Here is an 18,311-nt window from a genome sequence, read left to right as displayed (position 1 = left end):
ATACAAAGGGTATTTAAATAATTGATTAATACTATAATACAACAATGCCAATAATGCCAAAAATAGGGTTTCGAGACGAAAGAAAGAGAAAGAAGCGTTAGGCATTAGGCAATAGGCAATAGGAGAAAATGGACGAATGACGAGGGACTAAGAAAACCTCTCCCTATTCACATACTCTGCTCTCGCAGTGCACATACCCAGCTGTGAGCCCTCGCTGGCTATCTCCAAAGGGGGATGTGGTGATACGAAAGGAGAAAACAGTATTTTGCTAATCAGAAGTAATGATAATCAAAAAGAGAGGGGAGGCAGTTTGTACAAACTGCCTCCCCTATTGTTATATAAAATAATAGCGATGGGATTTTACTATAGTTTAAAATACTTCTCTAAACTCTACTTCTTTATCGGTTTTGTTTACAATGAGTATTTCAGAAGATTGGGCTGTATAACCTAAATCTTTACCTTCATCAATGGTGTATTTTACCAAAATACCGCCTGTAAGGGTGGTCTCGAGGGCTTTTACAGCTATTTTTACTTCCTTATTACTGGCAGGAGCTACGATAGCTAAAACGCTTTGTTTGCTAAAATCAATAGCGGTAGGGCGAGCCGTCATAGTAGTAGCGCCTCCAAAGATGCGGTCAAAATCAGCTTGTGAGTCGATTTTTAAAGTTTCTACTTTTGTATTTTGGAAAGTGTTATTCACAAAATAGTTCTCAGCAGGAGTGTAGCTCACAGCGTTTTTACTGTTGCCACAACTGGCGAGAAAGGTTGCTATCACTGCCATACTTAGGATAAGTTTTTTCATTATTTGTGAGTTTTTAATGCTAAACTGCTAACATATTGGCAAAAACCGTGCCAAGACTATAAGAGGTCGCGTGCCATAAGGCGTTGCATACCTATTCTTTTTGCTGCACGGTCACCTTGTAAGCCGTGCAAAAACACCCCTAAGCAAGTAGCTTCTACAGCTCTATAACCTTGGGCACGCAAGCCAGTGAGCATTCCGGTAAGCACATCGCCACTGCCTGCGGTTGCCATTCCTGCATTGCCTGTGGAGTTTATCCAATACTTTTCTCCATCGGTTATCATCGTATACGCACCTTTGATGAGGAGTATTACTTGGTGCTTTTTGGCAAAATCTTTGGCTTTAGCGAGCTTGTGTAAATCGTCGTCCCATTTACCTATAAGGCGCTCTAATTCCTTAGGATGAGGGGTAAGAATTGCGTTTTTTGGAAGGTATTTCAATTGTTCAGGGTGTTGAGCGAGGATATTTAGTGCATCGGCATCTACTACAAAAGGCATATCGGGGTATTGCTGAAAAAGAGCAAAAAGCGAGGAAGCGGTTTCGGTATGCGTACCCCAACCGATACCCACCCCTATGGCAGAGGGCACAAAAGGAATTTCCATCTCTTTGTAGTGCTTTTCTTCGTTACAGGTGAGCACCATCGCCTCGGGGAGTGCTGTTTGCAATACTGCATAACCACATTGTGGAATAGCTACTGTAAGCAGTCCTGCTCCTGCGCGTAATACAGCTGTACCGCTAAGTACTACGGCTCCCATTTTACCATAGCTACCTCCTACAAGCAACGCGTGCCCATAAGTACCTTTGTGCGAAAAGGTAGCGCGTGGACGTTGTAATTGCTGTATATCGGCTTCAAGGTAATAAAAATCGGGGTGAAGAGTGTTTAAAAATTGCTCATCTAAACCTATATTGAGCACTTCCCACTTACGAATATAGCGCCCTGTGGAGGGAAGAAAAAAAGGTAGTTTTGGGGTTTGAAAGGTGAGCACTTGATGAGGGTGTACCCAAATTTCCTCGGGCGATGGGATACGTTCAGTAGGTAGCCCTGAGGGCATATCTATACTTAATACATAGCTGTTGGAGTTGTTTAGTGCATTAAATATTTGTTGTAACCATTCAGGTGCAGGGCGATTCAGTCCTATGCCAAAAACAGCGTCTATCACTATCTTACCAAAAGTAATGTTTTTTACTTGTTCGGCTCGTATTTCAGTAATACTAATACCTTGTGCTATTAAAAGCTCTTTGTTCTTTTGGCAATCAGGTGAGAGATGTTCGCTAAGGCAGAGTAAGTAAATATTCACTTGCCAACCCTCAGCAATTAGCATACGCGCCAGAGCAAGACCATCGCCACCGTTATTGCCCGTACCCGCCAAGACGGTAACCGTCCGTTCTTTGGACAGGTGTTCTTTCACCCATTCAAAGAGTTTGGTTGCGGCACGTTCCGTCAGTTGCCACGAGGTGATACCTTGTGTGGCGATAGTGTGCGCATCGGCATCGCGCATTTGCTGTGTGTTTAGAACTTTCATACCTCTAAAGTAAAAAGATATTAGTAAATCACCGAATTTGTTAATCTACTAATTTTCAAATTTCCTAATTAATTTGCTTATGTGACTCACTCTTAATTCTTATTGGGTTTATAGAGTGATTGCTTAAAGAGCTCATCGGGTTTCATTGCTAAAATTTTCAGCATAGATTCCTCTTTGTGGTTTTTAGCATAAGCCTGCACTATGCGCAGCCCTATAAATCTACCTATTTGTCCAGGGGATTCGTTATCCAATTCTAAGTAAAACTTGGAGAAAGGTGCTGGATACAAAAAGCGAGAGAGCAACTTCTTATCTGTTTGATATAGCAATTCATTTTCTATAAAATAACGCCATATTTCGGCTTCGTTTGCCTCAGCCCAAGCGTACTTCTGCGCATCGTAACGCAAGAGGTCAGCAGGTGTCTTTTTAGGTAATAATTCACTTTCTAAATAAAGCTTTTTACCCTCATAAATCATATTGTCTAAGAAGGTAAGGTGCACACCACGAGGGACGAGTTTATCGGCAAAAGCGTCGGCTACATCTATCACAAGGTTTTTCTTGTCTAAGTCGGCACTGATATACTTATCCATATCTTGATAGTATTTGTGTTGAGCACCTAAGTAATTATCAGTACCGATAAGTAATAAACTATCGGCATAAATCACTCGGGTTTCATAAGCCACCCTACTGATGAGCATTACTACCTTAGGAGGTTCAAACTTTGGAAAATAGTACTTAATATGCTGAAACAGATTCTTAATTTCTTTCTTTTCAGTAGAGAGTGTGCCCACACTCTTTTCAATTTCACCATACAAATCGGCGTAATGCAGATTTGCAAAAGCAGGAATATCGGGGAAGATAGAGCCTTTGCGTATCTCACACCACTCCTCGGGGGTAACGCTCTGGGTAAAGAAATAAGGATATTTTGCACTTAACTCTCCCATCTTTGCATCGGGAGTTTTCATAAAGAGCGAATCAAGACGTATCCAACTAAAATCCATCGGAATTGTGGCTATTTCTTTTTCTTTTTTGTCGGTACAAGCCATTGCTATTAGCAGACCTGTAAAAATAAGTACTTTTCTTATCATAGTATAATATTATTAGTTGTCAGATAATTGTCAAATCGACAAATCTGCTAATTTACTAATCATTCACTTGCCATTTCTCTTCCTCTAAGTTCAACTGTCGGTGAAATTCGCGTATTTGTGCTTCGTCAATACGCGGGTTCTTGTTCAGCTCTCTGAGGAGTTCGCGTTGGTGTTGCAAAATAGCGATGTACTTAGCGCACACTTCGGGGGTGGTGCTGCAAGACGGCGTATCAAGTTGGTACTGCCATATATCTTTTTGCGTTTGCAAGAGAAAACTATCGGTAATACCTTCTTTGTAATATTCTTTCATATAGTCTAACGCTCCTTGCGCTAAGGTTTTACGTATGAGGCTTTCGGCTTCGGCTTCTGGTATATGGTCGTCAAAATCGGGAATTTTAGCCCAACGTATGAGGGCAGGTAGGGTAAGCCCTTGGGTTACCAAGGTTACCAATATCACCACAAAGGTAATGTACAATATCAAACTGCGGTGCAGAAAAGGCTCGCCATTGTCCAAAGTAAGCGGAATTGAGAGCGCTACCGCCAGCGAGAGCACTCCGCGCATCCCTGCCCAACCGAGCACCAAAGGTACTCTCGCTCCATAGGTGCGTTCATCGGCTACCGTGATAAATCGTTTCATTATTTGGGTGATGAGTACTGCTCCATAGGCACTGAGCATTCGTACCACTACCAATACACCTGTGATAAGCAATCCGTAGCCTGTAGCCGTCCATAGGTCAATCCCCTCCGCTTGTACATCAGCGAGAATTTCGTTCAGGTCGAGCCCTATGAGCATAAAGGCAAGTCCGTTCAGCACAAAGCCTAACAAATCCCACACGGCTACCCCTTTGTTGCGAGTGGAAGCTGCTATAGTTGAGTTCAAGTGAATAGACATATACATACCTCCTGCTACTACTGCCAACACGCCTGAGGCTTGCAATTCATTGGCTATTATATACATCACATAAAGCGAAATGAGGGTGAGCATCACGTCCATATTGGCATCGGTGGGCAGGAACTCGTGTAGTTTGCGCATTACCCACGCAATGGCCAACCCTATGAATGAACCACCAACCACTACCCAAACAAAATTCAAAGCCATTTCACTCCACACCAGCTGACCCGTAGTTACTACCAAAGCCGCAAACCTAAACACGATTAGTGAGGAAGCATCGTTCAAGAGGCTCTCACTTTCAATCATCGTACTAATCCGGTTAGGCACTTTCACAAATCGCATAATAGCAGAAGCACTCACCGCGTCGGTAGAGCCTACCACGCCCCCCAGCAAAAAGCCTAAAGCTAATGAAAATCCTGGGAATACCATATTGGCGACCCACGCCACCGCAGCCGCCGTGATAAATACAACAATAAAGGCAAAACTAAAGATGATGCGTCGCCATTTCCACATCTCTTTTAGTGATATAGAAAAAATATCGGCATAGAGCAGTGGTGGTAAGAAGATAATAAGCACCAAGTTCGGGTCGATAGTAATCACTGGCATATTGGGTATAAAGCTAATCGCCAGTCCGCCAAGTACCAAAAGAATAGGGTAAGCTACCTTAAGTCGGTTTGCTAACATTATCAGTAGCATAATCGCTACCATCAAAAGTAATAAGTAAGGAAAGTATTGAACCATTTAGTTGTTATATGGGGCGTGTTGCCTTTCGCCCTTGTTAGAATCAAAGTGCAAAGGTACGGCGTAATTAGCAAATTAGCAAATTTGCCTTTTCTCATTAGTAAGAAAAAGGTTGCTCAGCGTCTGCTAAACAACCTTCGTCATTCGTAATTCGTAACTCGTCTCGTTACTTTTTCTTTTTCTTGTCGAAATTCACCGCACACGAGTCAATTTCCGATACTCGCAACGTATTCACCATTCCTTTGCCTTGCATTGGCATTGATACGAGGCTAATCATTATGTCGCCCATATCTACATAGCCTTTTTCGTTGGCAATGTGGTTGATGTCCTCAATAAGCTCATCGGTAGAGACAAAGCGATCGTAATAGAAAGTAGTTACCCCCCACAAGAGGTTCAACTGGGTGAGGATACGCTTGTTGGCCGTAAAGATGAGAATGTGCGAATTAGGGCGATAGGACGAAATGCGGAAGGCGGCATACCCACTATTCGTTAATGAAGTAATCACCTTAGCGTTGGTATCGTTTGCCATTTTAGCCGCGTGGAAACATATCGTATTGGTCACATAGCGCAACGAACGGATAAAAGGTGTAACCAATGGCACTTGAATGAGGTTAGAATCTTCCACACTCTTGATGATACGGGTCATTTGTTGGATTACTTGTACAGGGTATTTACCTACAGAAGTTTCACCTGAAAGCATCACAGCATCGGCACCGTCCATTACTGAGTTCCCTACGTCGTTCACTTCCGCACGAGTAGGGGTGAGACTGTTAATCATACTTTCCATCATTTGGGTAGCGATGATTACAGGGATGTGGTGTGATTTGGCTTTGCGCACCAATTCTTTTTGGATGAGTGGCACTTCTTCAGCTGGGATTTCTACCCCAAGGTCGCCACGGGCTACCATAATACCGTCGCAAGCAGCCATAATCTTATCGATATTCACCAAAGCTTCTGGTTTTTCAATCTTAGCGATGATAGGAATACGGTGACCGGCATTTTCCTCGATGAGGTCTTTTAAATCCTGAATATCTTCGGGGTGACGTACGAAGGAGAGCGCAAACCAATCTACATCTTGGGTAATCGCAAAAAGGGCATCGCGCACGTCTTTTTCGGTAAGGGCAGGGAGCGAAACTTTGGTGTTAGGCAAGTTTACGCCTTTTTTAGATTTCAGCGGACCTCCTTGTACTACTACGGCTACTACCTCATCTTCACGATTGGTCGATTCCACTTCAAAGATGAGTTTCCCGTCGTCTAACAAGATGCGTTCACCAGGATTTACGTCCATCGGGAACTCCTTGTAGTTCATATAGGCACGTTCTTTGGTTCCCACGAAAGGTTCGCCAGTAACAAAAGTCACGCGGTCGCCAGGATATACCACTGCGTCGTCTTCCATTACGCCCACGCGGAGTTTAGGTCCTTGAAGGTCGGCGAGAATAGCGGTATGGAAGCCGTATTCTTCGTTGATTTGGCGGATCATCTGCACGCGAGTGCGCACATCGTCATAATCGGCGTGTGAGAAGTTGATGCGAAACACGTTCACGCCTGCCTCCATCATATCTTTTATCACCTCAGGACTCTCAGTAGCAGGGCCTAAGGTAGCTACAATCTTTGTTTTCTTTGTATTTAACATTCTTGAAAAATCAATTTATATTTTTTATCTATCGTATCAATAGCTATTTCTCGAGCAGTAGTGGCAGGCACTTCACGAAGGCTATTTAAAATTTTTGACATATCCAAACGCCCCTCAGTATCAATCTTCAAAAAGTAATCCACCTTCTTTTCGTTCTCAACCAAATATTGCACCTGTGGCAACTCGTCAAACAACCCCATATGAACACTATCCGTGAAAGTATCTTGTAACCTATTAGCTATACAATGCCAAGTAACATCGGCAGAGGTGTCCTCCCAAGTGTAATATGAAAACTGTGCTCCTGAAGGCATAGTCAAACAATCTTTCCCTCTTGTCTTAGCCAACTGCAAGTGTAGCGTTTTGTTTAAGAAATATGCCAGCTGATAGTCTTCCAAATGGGTATGAAGAGCGATAAGTTTATAATCGCTGAAAAACTCTGTCGATAATCTCAGTTTTGCCATAACCACTCATTTCGGGGGCAAAGATACAAAACAATTCACAATTAACAATTACCAATCAACATTTTTAACACCATAGCTCTCTTACTATCAAAACCGTATCCCAAAGCCAAATCCCACTCCGCGATACTCTACCAAGTCTGGTGTTTCATCGGCAAACAACGGTTTGGCAGGGGTAAAACTTGTATAAGAAGCGTGTAGAATAACCCCTACACTGTATGATTCCTCAACAAGAAGAGGTATACTCAACCCTATCTTCGCTTCTCCTGTTGATGTTTTTACATTGTGTAAAGGAAAGAAACCTGAGAACTGAGCAAAAGCATATCCAAAGGAATCTTCTATAAGTTCATAACGTATCACCCCTCCTAATTTTAAAGCTGTAGCAACAGGATTTCTGAAATGATTTATTCCCGTTAATGCTCCTATACTAAATCTCTCAAAAAGTAAATAATTCATAGAGAAATCAGTTGAATATATTACTTTCCCCTTCAATACAATTCCTCCATTTTCAAAACGTCTATTTTCTGATATTTTTACGGTATTTGTATTGTAAGAATAAATCGTCTTATCTTTATTGGGTACCATAAGGTTTACCTCAGCCTGTGAAAACCAACGTTTGTCTTCAAGATCTTGTCCTTTAACTGAATATGGTAGTACTAAAAAGAATATTATATAAACTATTTTTTTCATTCTATGATTATTATTTTGTTAAAACCGTATCCCAAAACCAAAACCCACTCCGCGATACTCTACCAAGTCTGGCGTTTCATCAGCAAACAAAGGTTTAGCCATATGAAAAGTGGAGTAAAGTGTGTATAAACTCCCATTAACACTAAACTTGTCCTCTATGAGCACAGGAATACTCAACCCAAGTTTTATTTCTCCCAAATTGTGTTGCAAACTCTTTTTAAGCGGAATGTAGTCTGATAACTGCAAAAAAGCATTCGCTTTAAACTCTTCCGAAAAGTCAAACCGAATAACCCCTCCTAATTTTAAGACCGATATTGAAGGATAAGAAAGATACGTAAATCCTCCTAAAACACCCACACTCCATCGCCTAAACAACTGATAATTTATAGAGTAATTAGTGCCCCACAACACTTTTCTATCTAATACAATTCCACCTACTCTATAGTCTCTGTTTTTTGTTATGTCTACGGTGTTTATATCCGAAAAAGAATACAATACTTTATCTTTCCTCGGGATAGTAATTTCTATTTCAGCTTGTGAAAACCAACGCTTGTCTTCAAGATCTTGTCCTTTAACTGAATAAGAAAGCATTAATAAAAGGATTACATAAACTATTTTCTTCATTCTATGATTATTATGTCACTAAAACAATAGATAAAAGTGAATCTATTCATAACACTTACTTTTAGTTCGGTGCAAAAATACGAAAATAACACACAACACCAAAAATCACCTCCCAAAACTCCCACACTATTCCATCTTCTCATTATTTTCCCGTCACTTCATTCCCCCTCTCCGAGGTCGTCAGCAATTGCCAAGTAAGTGAATAGGGAGATGTTTTCTCACATCCTCTTCATCGCATCTCCCCCCTTGAGGGAAGTCCGCAATTGCCAAGTAAGTGAATAGGTGAATGTTCAAACATTTTTACTCCACCTTTTCGTCACTACATTCCCCCTTTGGAGGGGGCTAGGGGGAGGTTTTTGTCATATTTTCCCCTAATGCCTATGACCTAATGTCTATTGCCTAAGGCCTAACACCTCTTCCCCTTTCTTTCGCTTCGAAATCCCATTATTGGCATTTTTAGTATTATTGTATTACAGTATGAATCAATTACTTATATACCCTTTGTATAACAATCGTCCAAGATTCGTATAAGCTTCCTATAAGTTTTGTATAAGCTAACCGTACCCACTTTACCTCTTCCCTTTTATCTTTTACCTAAAAACCCCTTCCGAACTCCTCCGTTTCCTTTCATTCCCTCAGCTACCCTCAATCTATATAGCTCACACCTCCAAATTATCTAACCTATCTGAAAAATCTGACTCGTCCAAAAACTAAAAAGACTGTCCCTTTTAGGACAGTCTTTTTTATTATATGCTTTCTCAAAGTCCTAAGACTTTGACAAAGTTTGTAACAAATATTATATGTGGCTCACACGGCCTGTCGTGCTACGACTGCCTGTGCGGCTCGCACTATTTCACTCCGTGCATCATTGCTTGTAGCTTCTTGTTAAGGAGTATCATTCCCAAACCACAGAGAATTACAAATCCTGATACCGCTGCAAACACTACGCTCGCACCGAGTTTTTCAACATAAGAAGCAATCACACCTCCAGCAGCATTGGCAAAGAAAGCAGCCATCATCCAAACTCCCATCATAAGTCCTGCTAAACGCGGAGGAGAAAGCTTAGTAACCGTAGAAAGTCCCACAGGTGAAAGGCATAACTCACCAATAGTATGCGTAAGATAAGTAAGTACCAACCAAGCTAAGCTCGCTTTTACAGCCACATCCGTAGGGTCTACACCTATAGCACCACCGCGTTCGTACACAGCTCCCAGCATAAAGAAGAACCCTACGCCCAAGAGTATCATACCCATACCCATTTTAAACGGAGTAGAAAGACGTTGCCCGGCTTTAGTACCCCAGAAAGTCGCAAATACAGGCGCTAACAATACAATAAACAATGGATTCACTGATTGGAACCAAGCAGTAGGAATTTCAAAGCCCATCACCGTACGGTTGATATAGTTATCGGTGTAAAGAGTCAGTGATGACCCCGCTTGCTCAAAGCCTGCAAAAAAGAATATAGCAAAGAAGAAATAGATAAAGATAACAGCAATACGCTCTTTTTCTTCTTTAGTAAGTGGTTTTTGCGCTTCAGCTTCTGAGAGCTCTACCACTTTCTTCTTACCCCCTTGTGGGTGCATACCAAGGTCACCAAGATATTTCTGTGCAAAGAAAATAAATATCAATTCCCCGATGAGCATACCAATAGCAGCTGCTAAGAAACCATATCTATATCCATAAGAAAGAATAATTTCTTTACCTTGTGCATCTACCCCGTGAGTAGCAAAGATGTTATCGGTAAGTAACCCTGTGATAAGCGGTGCTAAGAAGGCACCAAGGTTAATCCCCATATAGAAAATAGAGAAAGCTGAGTCTAAGCGTTTGTCACCAGGTTCATAGAGTCCACCCACTAAGGCAGAAATATTCGGCTTGAAGAACCCATTACCGATGATAAGCAAGAAAAGCCCTAAGTACAAACCAAAGTGTGTGTTGATAGAGAAGAGCGCAAACTCACCAAAGAACATAATAAGCCCCCCCAACAACACCGACTTGCGTTGCCCTAAAAAGTTATCAGCAATCCAACCACCAATCAGTGGGGTAAAATAAGTAAGCCCCGTAGCGAAGCCGTAAATCAAACTCGCAGTTCCCTTATCGAAGGCAAGTCCCCCTTCTAAGAAAGTTTTGGTGAGGTATAACATCAAAATACCTCGCATTCCATAGTAGCTGAAACGCTCCCACATACCAGTGAGGAAAACCAAGTAAAGCCCCTTAGGGTGCTTCTTTTTCGCATTTTCTACGTTTGTATCCATTCTTTGTTTTTAAATTAAAGGTTGTTTATTATAAAATTCGTCATTTTTGTATACAACTGATAACGAGTGCTTCCCGTATTATCGTAAATACCGTGATTCTTATCGGGATAGATAAGCCAATCGAAATCCTTTTGTAAACTCACCAAGGTGTTGATGAGCACCATTGCGTTCTGTACGTGCACATTGTCGTCGGCGCTGCCGTGAATGAGCAAGTATTTGCCTTTGAGTTTATTCGCGTGAAACAAAGGCGAATTAGTGTCGTACCCTTGAGGATTCTCTTGAGGGGTACGCATAAAGCGCTCGGTGTAAATAGTGTCGTAAAATCGCCAATTGGTAACAGGTGCTACGGCTATCGCCATTTTGAATATATCACCTTTTTGAAACAGACAGTTGCTGGACATAAAGCCTCCAAAGCTCCAGCCCCAAATGCCTATTCTGCTCTTGTCAATATAAGGGTAAGAACCTACGAGCTGAGCTACCGCCGCTTGGTCTTCCACTTCGTATTTACCCAATTGCTGGTAAGTGCATTTCTTGAAATCAGCGCCTTTGTAGCCCGTACCACGACCGTCTACACACAACACAATGTAGCCTTTTTGGGTGAGCATCGCGTGCCAAAAGTCGTTCATATCCCACCACTGGTCGGCTACTTCTTGCGAACCTGGTCCTGAATATTGGTACATCAATAGCGGATATTGCTTGTTAGGGTCAAAATCCTTAGGTTTGAGCATATAAGCGTTGAACGTGCCCTTAGCGGTTTTGAGCTCTATAAACTCTTTGGTAGGTAGATTATAAGATTTGAGTCGCTGGGCATACTCAGTATTAGTAACAATTTCTTTGAGTTGTGCGCCTGTTTTAGTATCGTTGAGAGTATAGCGTGGCGGGGTGTTAGCATTGGCGAAAGCGTGTATATATACGCTGTAATCACTGCTAAAAGTGCCCTTGTTAGTTCCTGCTTCTATTGAAAGAGGACGTATTTTACCTTTCAGAGAGACCGCATAGAGTCCCCTACGGGTAGAGCCTATTTGGGTAGATTGGTAAAACAACTGCTGACTCTTAGGGTCGTAGCCATAGCAATCGGTAACTTCCCAAGCACCACGCGTGAGCTGGCGCACTTGCTTGCCTTGGGCATTGCAGTGGTAAAGGTGGTTGTACCCGTCTTTCTCCGATTGGTAAATAAAACTATTATCGGGCAAAAAGAGTATTTCCTTATTGATACTCACATAAGTGGCACTGGTTTCTTTCACTAAAGTAGTAACCGCTTTGGTCTGACTGTTCACTTGCACGAGTTGCCAATCGTTTTGGTGGCGGTTAAGGGTTTGCACCGTCAGCTTATGCGGGTCGTTCGTCCATTGCAAGCGTGGAATGTAGTAAGCGTTTAAAGGCACTTCGGCAGTTGTCTTATTAGCAACATTATAGATGTGCAAACTCACTTTAGAATTAGGTTCGCCCGCTTTTGGATATTTAAATGTATAAAATGTAGGATAGAGGTCGTAGCCGTACACATCCATTGAGAACTCAGGCACTTGGCGCTCGTCGGAGCGTATAAAAGCCAATTGACTCCCATCAGCATTCCACGCAAAGAGTTTCACGATACCGAACTCCTCTTCGTACACCCAATCCACAGTGCCGTTGATAATTTCGTTTTTCTTACCGTCAGTCGTGATTTGAGTTTCAGCATCAGTAGTAAGATCGTACAGATATAGATTGTTCTCGTACGCAAATGCCAATTGCTTCCCGTCAGGTGAAAAAGTGGGCACTTGTATACGCTTTTTGCTTATTTTCTTAAGGTCGCCTGAGGCAATGTTATAGAGGTAGTAATCAGCTATAAACGAATGGCGGTAAATATCCTCTTTACGAGTGGCAATAAGTAGCGATTGTTCATCGGGTGAAAACTCATAGCTACTAATGCGTCCTATCCTTTCGTTAGTTTTAAAAAGAGTTTTCACTTTGCTGAGGGTCGCAAAGTCGTAGAGATTTACTTCCTGTTCTCGCCTATCGTGGCTGTTTTCTAATACTGTATATTGTGGAGTTTTTTTCAGCGCCTTGAGGTTATACATACGCTCAGGGTAAAAAGCGTGTTGCGTCCAGATTTCCTCAAGCGTTTGTGCTTTTAGTAGGTAGCAGGTAATAGGTAAAAAGTAAAAGGTGAGAAATAGTAAGCACAGACGCTCCCTATTGCGCCTAAACACAGTTCCCTTTTGCAATTCATAATTCGCCATTTCTAATTAGTCTTTTGTCGTTTATCTGTCGTCTCTCGCTACTCGTCATCAATCATTAACCACCAACCATTAATCATTATTTCGCGGTCAATATTAGTCAATATTTTTGATATAAAAACTATCTTTTAATACCTTTTTTCGTATTTATCTTCTATATAATTGATTTTGAATAGCTCTCACTGTTCAACTGATTTTCATATTCCCCTAATACTTTCAGCTCTTCAGTCATAATATCCAAAAGTTGCATCGCTTGCTGATATTGGGCATAGCTATTAAACACCACGTCTACAAAAAAAGCGTATTTCCAAGGCGTGTCTATCACAGGCAACGATTGGATCTTGGTCATATTCATATCGTAATCGCGTAACACGTTCAGTACCGTTGCCAAACTACCACTCTTGTCGTACACTTGGAATTTAAGCGTCGCCTTATTGATATCTTCCTTCGGTAAATGAGCATCAGCAGTCTTGAGCACTACAAAGCGCGTAGCATTGCGCTTGATAGTTTGTATGCTCTCGGCAATAATAGGCAACCCATAGAGCTCAGAAGCCGATGCCGACGCAATCGCCGCCACGCCTTTGAGTTGTTGCTGTTGTATTTGTCGCGCCGCCTCAGCTGTATCGGGGGCTTCTACTAATCGAATATGAGGATAGTCGTGAAAGAAATCCTTACATTGTAGCAGTGCCATATAGTGCGAATGCACCTCCGTAATATCCTCCAAGCTTTGCCCCTCAAGCGCCATCAAGTGGTGCTGTATGTTCATATAGTGCTCCCCTGTGATGTGCAAGTTATGGCGGTCTATAAGAGCATAGTTAGGCAATATCGCCCCTGCGATACTATTCTCAATAGCCATTACTCCCCATAGGGTTTCTCCGCTCAACAGTGCTTTCACTACCGCATCAAAATTACGGCATTCTATCACTTCTATATCCTTGCCAAAGTAAGTCTCAGCCGTCTGATAGTGAAACGAACCTTTAGTACCTTGTATCGCTATTTTCTCGCTCATTTATGCAAATCGCCTCTCACTCTTAACTTACGGCAATATCGCCCCTACCGCTATATCGCAACGGTGCCCTGGTTGTCCGTGTGGCGGATTCGGTTTCCCCGAAAAACCTGGCTCTGTAGTCCCCGTGTGCTGTTGTGCCATTTTAGGGTCAATAACTATTTGTTGTTCTACTGTCTGAGGTTGCGCTGGTGCTTGTTGTTGCACAGGCTTACTGTTCAGCGGAGCTCCCACCGGTATATCACAACGGTGCCCTGGCTGTCCGTGAGGTGGATTCAATTTCTGACCCTTCGCTCCCATTGCTTGCTGTGTTTGAGGTTGCGCCACCTGCACTTGTTGCACTTGTGGCATCCCGCCCGAAACTACAGGCTTAGCATCACTACTGCCCACCGGGTGTGCTTGTGTTTGAGCTATCACATTGCCGTCATCGGGTAGTGGTGCCCCCACCGCTATATCACAACGGTGTCCCGGCTCGCCGTGTGGCGGATTGAGTCTTACTCCCTGCTGTGTCACCGGTAACGATACGTTATTAGCAAAATTCGCATCGCTCGCACCAAACGGATTCCCTTCATTGCTCTTATCACGAGCCTCCTCCGCTTTCTGAGTGTTAGCAAGAGCATCTTCAGCAACAGCTATTTCCTGTTGCCCGTTATTACAAGCCATTAAGGCAAACATCGTGGTAGTGAGTATAGTAAATCTTACATTCATAAATGGGTAAATTTTCGGCAAAGATAGAAAATAATTATCAATTAGCAATTCACTGCCGAATATTTTTTTACACCCAACCCCTAAATAACCTACATTCGTCATATATTCTGCACAATCCTCGTTTAAATAGTTTATTTTTCTACCAAAACATTATCTTATAGATATTCACCTTTTAAGCTGAAGACTCACAATAAGTAATAAGAATAAAAGAAACAACAACATTTAGTTTATACTAAGTCATAATAACACTCACTACACTCCCCCTCCACGAGGTGGTTAGGGGGAGGTATCTACTCATTTTCTATCACTTTCCCCATCGCATCTCCCCCTTTGAAGGGGGAAGGGGGGATGTTTACACAATATTAAAAAGATGTTTATATAACAATAATGACCGTCACAACCCTAATGCCTATTGCCTAAGGTCTAACACCTCTTCCCCTTTCTTTCGCCTCGAAACCCTATTTTTAGTGTTTTTGGCATTATTGTATTACAGTATGAATCAATTACTTATATACCCTTTGTATAACAATCGTCCAAGATTCGTATAAGCTTCCTATAAGCTTTGTATAAGCTAACCATACCCTTCTCACAGCTCATCTTTTACATTTTACCTAAAAACTCCCTTCCGAACCTCTCCGTTTTTTTTCTACAACACCAATATCCCATTTTCCATCACATATTCCCCCTCAGAGAGGGTTGTCCGCGATAGCGGAGTAAGTGAATTAGGAGGAGGTTATTTCCTTCAGACTCCTCAGAGTTTTTCAGAGTTTCTCCGACAAGTCCAAAATGTCTGACTCGTCCGAACAAGCCTAACCAATCTCTCTATTACTGCCCGTGCGACTCACATTGCCCGTGCGGCTCGCACTGCCCGTCGTGCTACGACCTTTGGCAAAGTAAATTATCAGTATTATTGGTATTATCAGTATTATTGGCATTATCGGTATTATTGGTATTATCAACTTTTTTAAACTTTATAAAACTTTTTCTTGCTTCGTAAATAATAATTCACTACCTTTGCAACGAAATTTTAAATCATACTAAACATATGAAAACACAAAAAACAAACCGAATTGTAGGTGCTTTCCTAATACTAATAGCAGTCGTCTATCTGTACAACAACTGGACTTCCTTTAAACAAGGACTCCTTGAAGGATTGTACGGACAATAGTCTATTAATGTCAATCAAGAGTTAAAAAATAAATAGCTCCTGATTTACAACTCCATTGTCGCTTTTGTGTCGCTTCTCCCCCTTTGAAGGGGGATGGGGGGATGTTTATAATCAGCAAGTTAATTCAGCTCTTGATTCCTATTATTACCATAATACCCATTTGCAATATGAAAACAAAAGAATCAAAAACCATATCCATACCCAAAATAGTATTCTTAGCAATACTAATGTGGTGGTTCTTATATGGCATATTTTACGCCTTAGGACAGTTTGTAGGAAATATCCAAAAACACTTATGATACACCTCCTTGCCTTAGTCCGTCGCCTTATTCTCAGTGATAAAAGGCTAACCCTTGTAGCTATTGGCTTATCTATACTTTTTATCTATAGATTAGGAAAAGCTACAGGAGAATTTTTGTTTTATATAACCCTTTAAATCCTAATATTATGTGGTTAGTTATTCTATTTTTATGTCTCTTTTTAGCCAGTACTTACCGTGAGAAAGACAAAAAAAGACGCTTAGTACTCTCTGTTATTTGGATAGTAGCAATCCTCCTTACCATAGGCTTTCAAATAGGAAGAGACCACGCAAAAGCTGATATAACTAAAGCTAAAGCTAATATAACTAAAGAAATGACTATGGCAGTTTCAAAAACCAAATAACAAAAAGCCCGTGTTTCTCACACCTGCCCGTGCGGCTCTCACCTCTTACCCTTCTATTTCCTATTTCCTATTCCCTATTTCCTATTTCCTAATCCCTAACTTCTATTTTCTAAAAAAATCTCTTTTTATTTGCTTTTTTCTTTTTTTGTTTATATCTTTGTCCTCTCAAATAATCGTAAGTTATAGAATGTTAAACGAAACTATTATATTATGAATGAATTAACAGAAAAAGACCGCCAACTGCTCATCAAAAAAGGCATCTCCGAAGCTATGCTCGATGCCCAAGTAGCACTATTTAAAGAAGGAGTACCCCCTATCCAGCTCTATAAAGCCGCTGTGATAGACGATGGTATTATCCCGCTCAGCAAAGAAGAAGCTGCTAAATACGCCGCTATCTATCAAAAGCGTAAGCAAGGAAACACTATCCTCAAGTTCGTACCCGCCTCTGGCGCCGCTACCCGTATGTTCAAATCACTTTTCGCCTTTAGAGATGATTTTGAACCCGACCGTGAGTCGTTCGTAGCCTACGTTGCCCGAACAGGAAATAAAGAAATCAAAACTTTCTTCGAAGGTCTTGAACGCTTTGCCTTCTATCCTATCCTCAAAGCCACTATCAACAAACACCACCCCGACTTTTCCTCTCTAAACGAAGATATCCAAAAACACATCATCGTCAATACACTCCTCAATGAGGACGGTCTGGGCTATGGCAATATGCCCAAAGGACTGTTGCCTTTTCACAAACATTCCGAGAAAATCGCTACCCCTTTCGAAGAACATTTCCGCGAAGCCGTACTTTATGCCTCCGATGAGGAGGAAGCTCACCTACACTTCACCATCACCGAACAGCATACCGAAGCTTTCTATCAAGAGCTCAATCACATCAAACCCATACTTGAAGAGCGCTACAATATTGCTTTTGATGTAGATTTCTCTTACCAAAAACCAAGTACTGATACCGTTTCAGTAACCGAAGACAACGAGCTCTTCCGCGACGAAGAAGGCAATCTCCTTTTTCGCCCCGCAGGTCACGGAGCGTTACTGAGCAACCTCAACGATATTGATGCTGATATTATCTTCATCAAGAATATAGACAATGTGGTAGTCAAAAAATACACCGATGAGACCGTGTTCTATAAAGAAGCCCTTGCCGGTAAACTATGTGAAGTACAAGACGAAGTATTTAAGATTCTCCACCGTATCGACAACGATAAGATTAAGAAGAAAGAAATCAAGCACATCCTCGACTTCCTCAAAGAAATTAACATCACTGTCCCCGATTATCTCTATAAGTTCCGTCGCCAATACGCTATGGAGTTCATCAAAGAACAGCTCAATCGCCCTATACGTGTGTGCGGAATGGTAAAGAATGAAGGCGAACCCGGTGGTGGTCCGTTCTGGGTGAAAGACATCAACGGATACAGCTTGCAAATCGTCGAATCAGCACAGGTAAATATGGAAGACTCCAAACAAAAGGAAATTTTCCAACAGTCTACTCACTTCAACCCCGTAGATTTGATTTGCGGTACAAAAAACTACAAAGGTGAGAAATTCGACCTCCAAAAATACGTAGACCCCAGTCAAGCGTTTATCACTTCCAAAACCTATATGGGGCGTCCGCTCAAAGCATTGGAACTCCCCGGACTTTGGAACGGTTCAATGGCGCACTGGATTACCCTTTTCGTTGAAGTACCTATCATCACCTTCAACCCCGTAAAAGTAGTAAACGACCTACTCAAGAAAACTCACCAAGGATAATTCTTTATTAACAATTGATATCATTAAAAAAACATTGCCAAAGGTCATACTATAACCTTTAGCAATGTTTTTTTCTCTTTTACCTTTTATCTTTT

Annotated in this window: 17 protein-coding genes; 5 read left to right on the top strand and 12 right to left on the bottom strand. The window is 41.7% G+C overall.

What is annotated here, in order from left to right:
* Positions 1–370 precede the first annotated feature (370 nt).
* The 12 genes from RCZ04_RS01350 to RCZ04_RS01295 form a co-directional block, all read right to left on the bottom strand.
* Positions 371–802: a hypothetical protein gene (locus RCZ04_RS01350; RefSeq protein ID WP_460484136.1), complete on the bottom strand. Its 432-nt coding sequence runs from the start codon at positions 800–802 to the stop codon at positions 371–373.
* Positions 803–858: 56 nt separating this feature from the next.
* Entirely contained in the window at positions 859–2,322 is a 1,464-nt protein-coding gene (locus RCZ04_RS01345) for an NAD(P)H-hydrate epimerase (RefSeq protein ID WP_460484135.1), read from the bottom strand.
* A 92-nt stretch (positions 2,323–2,414) separates the two neighbouring features.
* Positions 2,415–3,407 carry a gliding motility lipoprotein GldB gene (gldB, locus tag RCZ04_RS01340; RefSeq protein ID WP_460484134.1) on the bottom strand — a complete coding sequence of 331 codons (993 nt, stop codon included), beginning with the start codon at positions 3,405–3,407 and terminating at the stop codon, positions 2,415–2,417.
* A 55-nt stretch (positions 3,408–3,462) separates the two neighbouring features.
* Entirely contained in the window at positions 3,463–5,040 is a 1,578-nt protein-coding gene (locus tag RCZ04_RS01335; RefSeq protein ID WP_460484133.1) for a Na+/H+ antiporter, read from the bottom strand.
* Positions 5,041–5,206: 166 nt separating this feature from the next.
* Positions 5,207–6,673, bottom strand: coding sequence for a pyruvate kinase (gene pyk, locus RCZ04_RS01330; RefSeq protein ID WP_460484132.1), 1,467 nt, complete (start codon positions 6,671–6,673; stop codon positions 5,207–5,209).
* Entirely contained in the window at positions 6,667–7,134 is a 468-nt protein-coding gene (locus RCZ04_RS01325; RefSeq protein WP_460484131.1) for an IPExxxVDY family protein, read from the bottom strand. Before RCZ04_RS01325 ends, pyk begins: the two co-directional genes overlap by 7 nt.
* A gap of 87 nt (positions 7,135–7,221) precedes the next feature.
* Positions 7,222–7,821 (bottom strand): hypothetical protein, encoded by a 600-nt coding sequence (locus RCZ04_RS01320; protein ID WP_460484130.1) that lies wholly within the window; start codon positions 7,819–7,821, stop codon positions 7,222–7,224.
* A gap of 18 nt (positions 7,822–7,839) precedes the next feature.
* Positions 7,840–8,445, bottom strand: a complete 606-nt coding sequence (locus RCZ04_RS01315) for a hypothetical protein (protein ID WP_460484129.1) — start codon at positions 8,443–8,445, stop codon at positions 7,840–7,842.
* An 848-nt stretch (positions 8,446–9,293) separates the two neighbouring features.
* Entirely contained in the window at positions 9,294–10,697 is a 1,404-nt protein-coding gene (locus RCZ04_RS01310; protein ID WP_460484128.1) for a peptide MFS transporter, read from the bottom strand.
* A 14-nt stretch (positions 10,698–10,711) separates the two neighbouring features.
* Positions 10,712–12,916: a S9 family peptidase gene (locus RCZ04_RS01305; RefSeq protein ID WP_460484127.1), complete on the bottom strand. Its 2,205-nt coding sequence runs from the start codon at positions 12,914–12,916 to the stop codon at positions 10,712–10,714.
* A 151-nt stretch (positions 12,917–13,067) separates the two neighbouring features.
* Positions 13,068–13,922, bottom strand: coding sequence for a prephenate dehydratase (locus RCZ04_RS01300; RefSeq protein WP_460484126.1), 855 nt, complete (start codon positions 13,920–13,922; stop codon positions 13,068–13,070).
* 27 nt (positions 13,923–13,949) lie between these two features.
* On the bottom strand, positions 13,950–14,627 hold the full coding sequence (locus RCZ04_RS01295; protein WP_460484125.1) for a hypothetical protein: 678 nt from the start codon (positions 14,625–14,627) through the stop codon (positions 13,950–13,952).
* Between the two features lie 1,045 nt (positions 14,628–15,672).
* On the opposite strand from RCZ04_RS01295, the gene RCZ04_RS01290 reads away from it, so the two are divergent.
* The 5 genes from RCZ04_RS01290 to RCZ04_RS01270 all read left to right on the top strand — a co-directional run bounded on the left by RCZ04_RS01290 (position 15,673) and on the right by RCZ04_RS01270 (position 18,216).
* A complete protein-coding gene (locus RCZ04_RS01290) occupies positions 15,673–15,795 on the top strand; it encodes a hypothetical protein (protein WP_460484124.1) in 123 nt (40 codons plus the stop codon).
* Positions 15,796–15,962: 167 nt separating this feature from the next.
* A complete protein-coding gene (locus RCZ04_RS01285) occupies positions 15,963–16,094 on the top strand; it encodes a cell division protein FtsX (protein WP_460484123.1) in 132 nt (43 codons plus the stop codon).
* Complete coding sequence (locus RCZ04_RS01280; protein ID WP_460484122.1) at positions 16,091–16,231, top strand: hypothetical protein; 141 nt, start codon at positions 16,091–16,093, stop codon at positions 16,229–16,231. Before RCZ04_RS01285 ends, RCZ04_RS01280 begins: the two co-directional genes overlap by 4 nt.
* A gap of 11 nt (positions 16,232–16,242) precedes the next feature.
* Entirely contained in the window at positions 16,243–16,458 is a 216-nt protein-coding gene (locus RCZ04_RS01275; RefSeq protein ID WP_460484121.1) for a hypothetical protein, read from the top strand.
* Between the two features lie 210 nt (positions 16,459–16,668).
* Positions 16,669–18,216 carry a DUF4301 family protein gene (locus RCZ04_RS01270; RefSeq protein WP_460484120.1) on the top strand — a complete coding sequence of 516 codons (1,548 nt, stop codon included), beginning with the start codon at positions 16,669–16,671 and terminating at the stop codon, positions 18,214–18,216.
* Positions 18,217–18,311 lie beyond the last annotated feature (95 nt).

It is taken from the genome of Capnocytophaga sp. HP1101 (genome assembly GCF_054772415.1).
This window is presented reverse-complemented; position numbering and strand designations above follow the sequence as displayed.

Bases quoted from the DNA above. Each gene is read 5' to 3' on its own strand.
- RCZ04_RS01305 (WP_460484127.1), bottom strand. From the start codon at position 12,916: ATGGCGAATTATGAATTGCAAAAGGGAACTGTGTTTAGGCGCAATAGG.
- RCZ04_RS01310 (WP_460484128.1), bottom strand. From the start codon at position 10,697: ATGGATACAAACGTAGAAAATGCGAAAAAGAAGCACCCTAAGGGGCTT.
- RCZ04_RS01350 (WP_460484136.1), bottom strand. From the start codon at position 802: ATGAAAAAACTTATCCTAAGTATGGCAGTGATAGCAACCTTTCTCGCC.
- RCZ04_RS01270 (WP_460484120.1), top strand. From the start codon at position 16,669: ATGAATGAATTAACAGAAAAAGACCGCCAACTGCTCATCAAAAAAGGC.
- RCZ04_RS01300 (WP_460484126.1), bottom strand. From the start codon at position 13,922: ATGAGCGAGAAAATAGCGATACAAGGTACTAAAGGTTCGTTTCACTAT.
- RCZ04_RS01295 (WP_460484125.1), bottom strand. From the start codon at position 14,627: ATGAATGTAAGATTTACTATACTCACTACCACGATGTTTGCCTTAATG.
- RCZ04_RS01275 (WP_460484121.1), top strand. From the start codon at position 16,243: ATGTGGTTAGTTATTCTATTTTTATGTCTCTTTTTAGCCAGTACTTAC.
- RCZ04_RS01320 (WP_460484130.1), bottom strand. From the start codon at position 7,821: ATGAAAAAAATAGTTTATATAATATTCTTTTTAGTACTACCATATTCA.
- RCZ04_RS01325 (WP_460484131.1), bottom strand. From the start codon at position 7,134: ATGGCAAAACTGAGATTATCGACAGAGTTTTTCAGCGATTATAAACTT.
- RCZ04_RS01285 (WP_460484123.1), top strand. From the start codon at position 15,963: ATGAAAACAAAAGAATCAAAAACCATATCCATACCCAAAATAGTATTC.
- pyk (WP_460484132.1), bottom strand. From the start codon at position 6,673: ATGTTAAATACAAAGAAAACAAAGATTGTAGCTACCTTAGGCCCTGCT.
- gldB (WP_460484134.1), bottom strand. From the start codon at position 3,407: ATGATAAGAAAAGTACTTATTTTTACAGGTCTGCTAATAGCAATGGCT.
- RCZ04_RS01345 (WP_460484135.1), bottom strand. From the start codon at position 2,322: ATGAAAGTTCTAAACACACAGCAAATGCGCGATGCCGATGCGCACACT.
- RCZ04_RS01280 (WP_460484122.1), top strand. From the start codon at position 16,091: ATGATACACCTCCTTGCCTTAGTCCGTCGCCTTATTCTCAGTGATAAA.
- RCZ04_RS01315 (WP_460484129.1), bottom strand. From the start codon at position 8,445: ATGAAGAAAATAGTTTATGTAATCCTTTTATTAATGCTTTCTTATTCA.
- RCZ04_RS01335 (WP_460484133.1), bottom strand. From the start codon at position 5,040: ATGGTTCAATACTTTCCTTACTTATTACTTTTGATGGTAGCGATTATG.
- RCZ04_RS01290 (WP_460484124.1), top strand. From the start codon at position 15,673: ATGAAAACACAAAAAACAAACCGAATTGTAGGTGCTTTCCTAATACTA.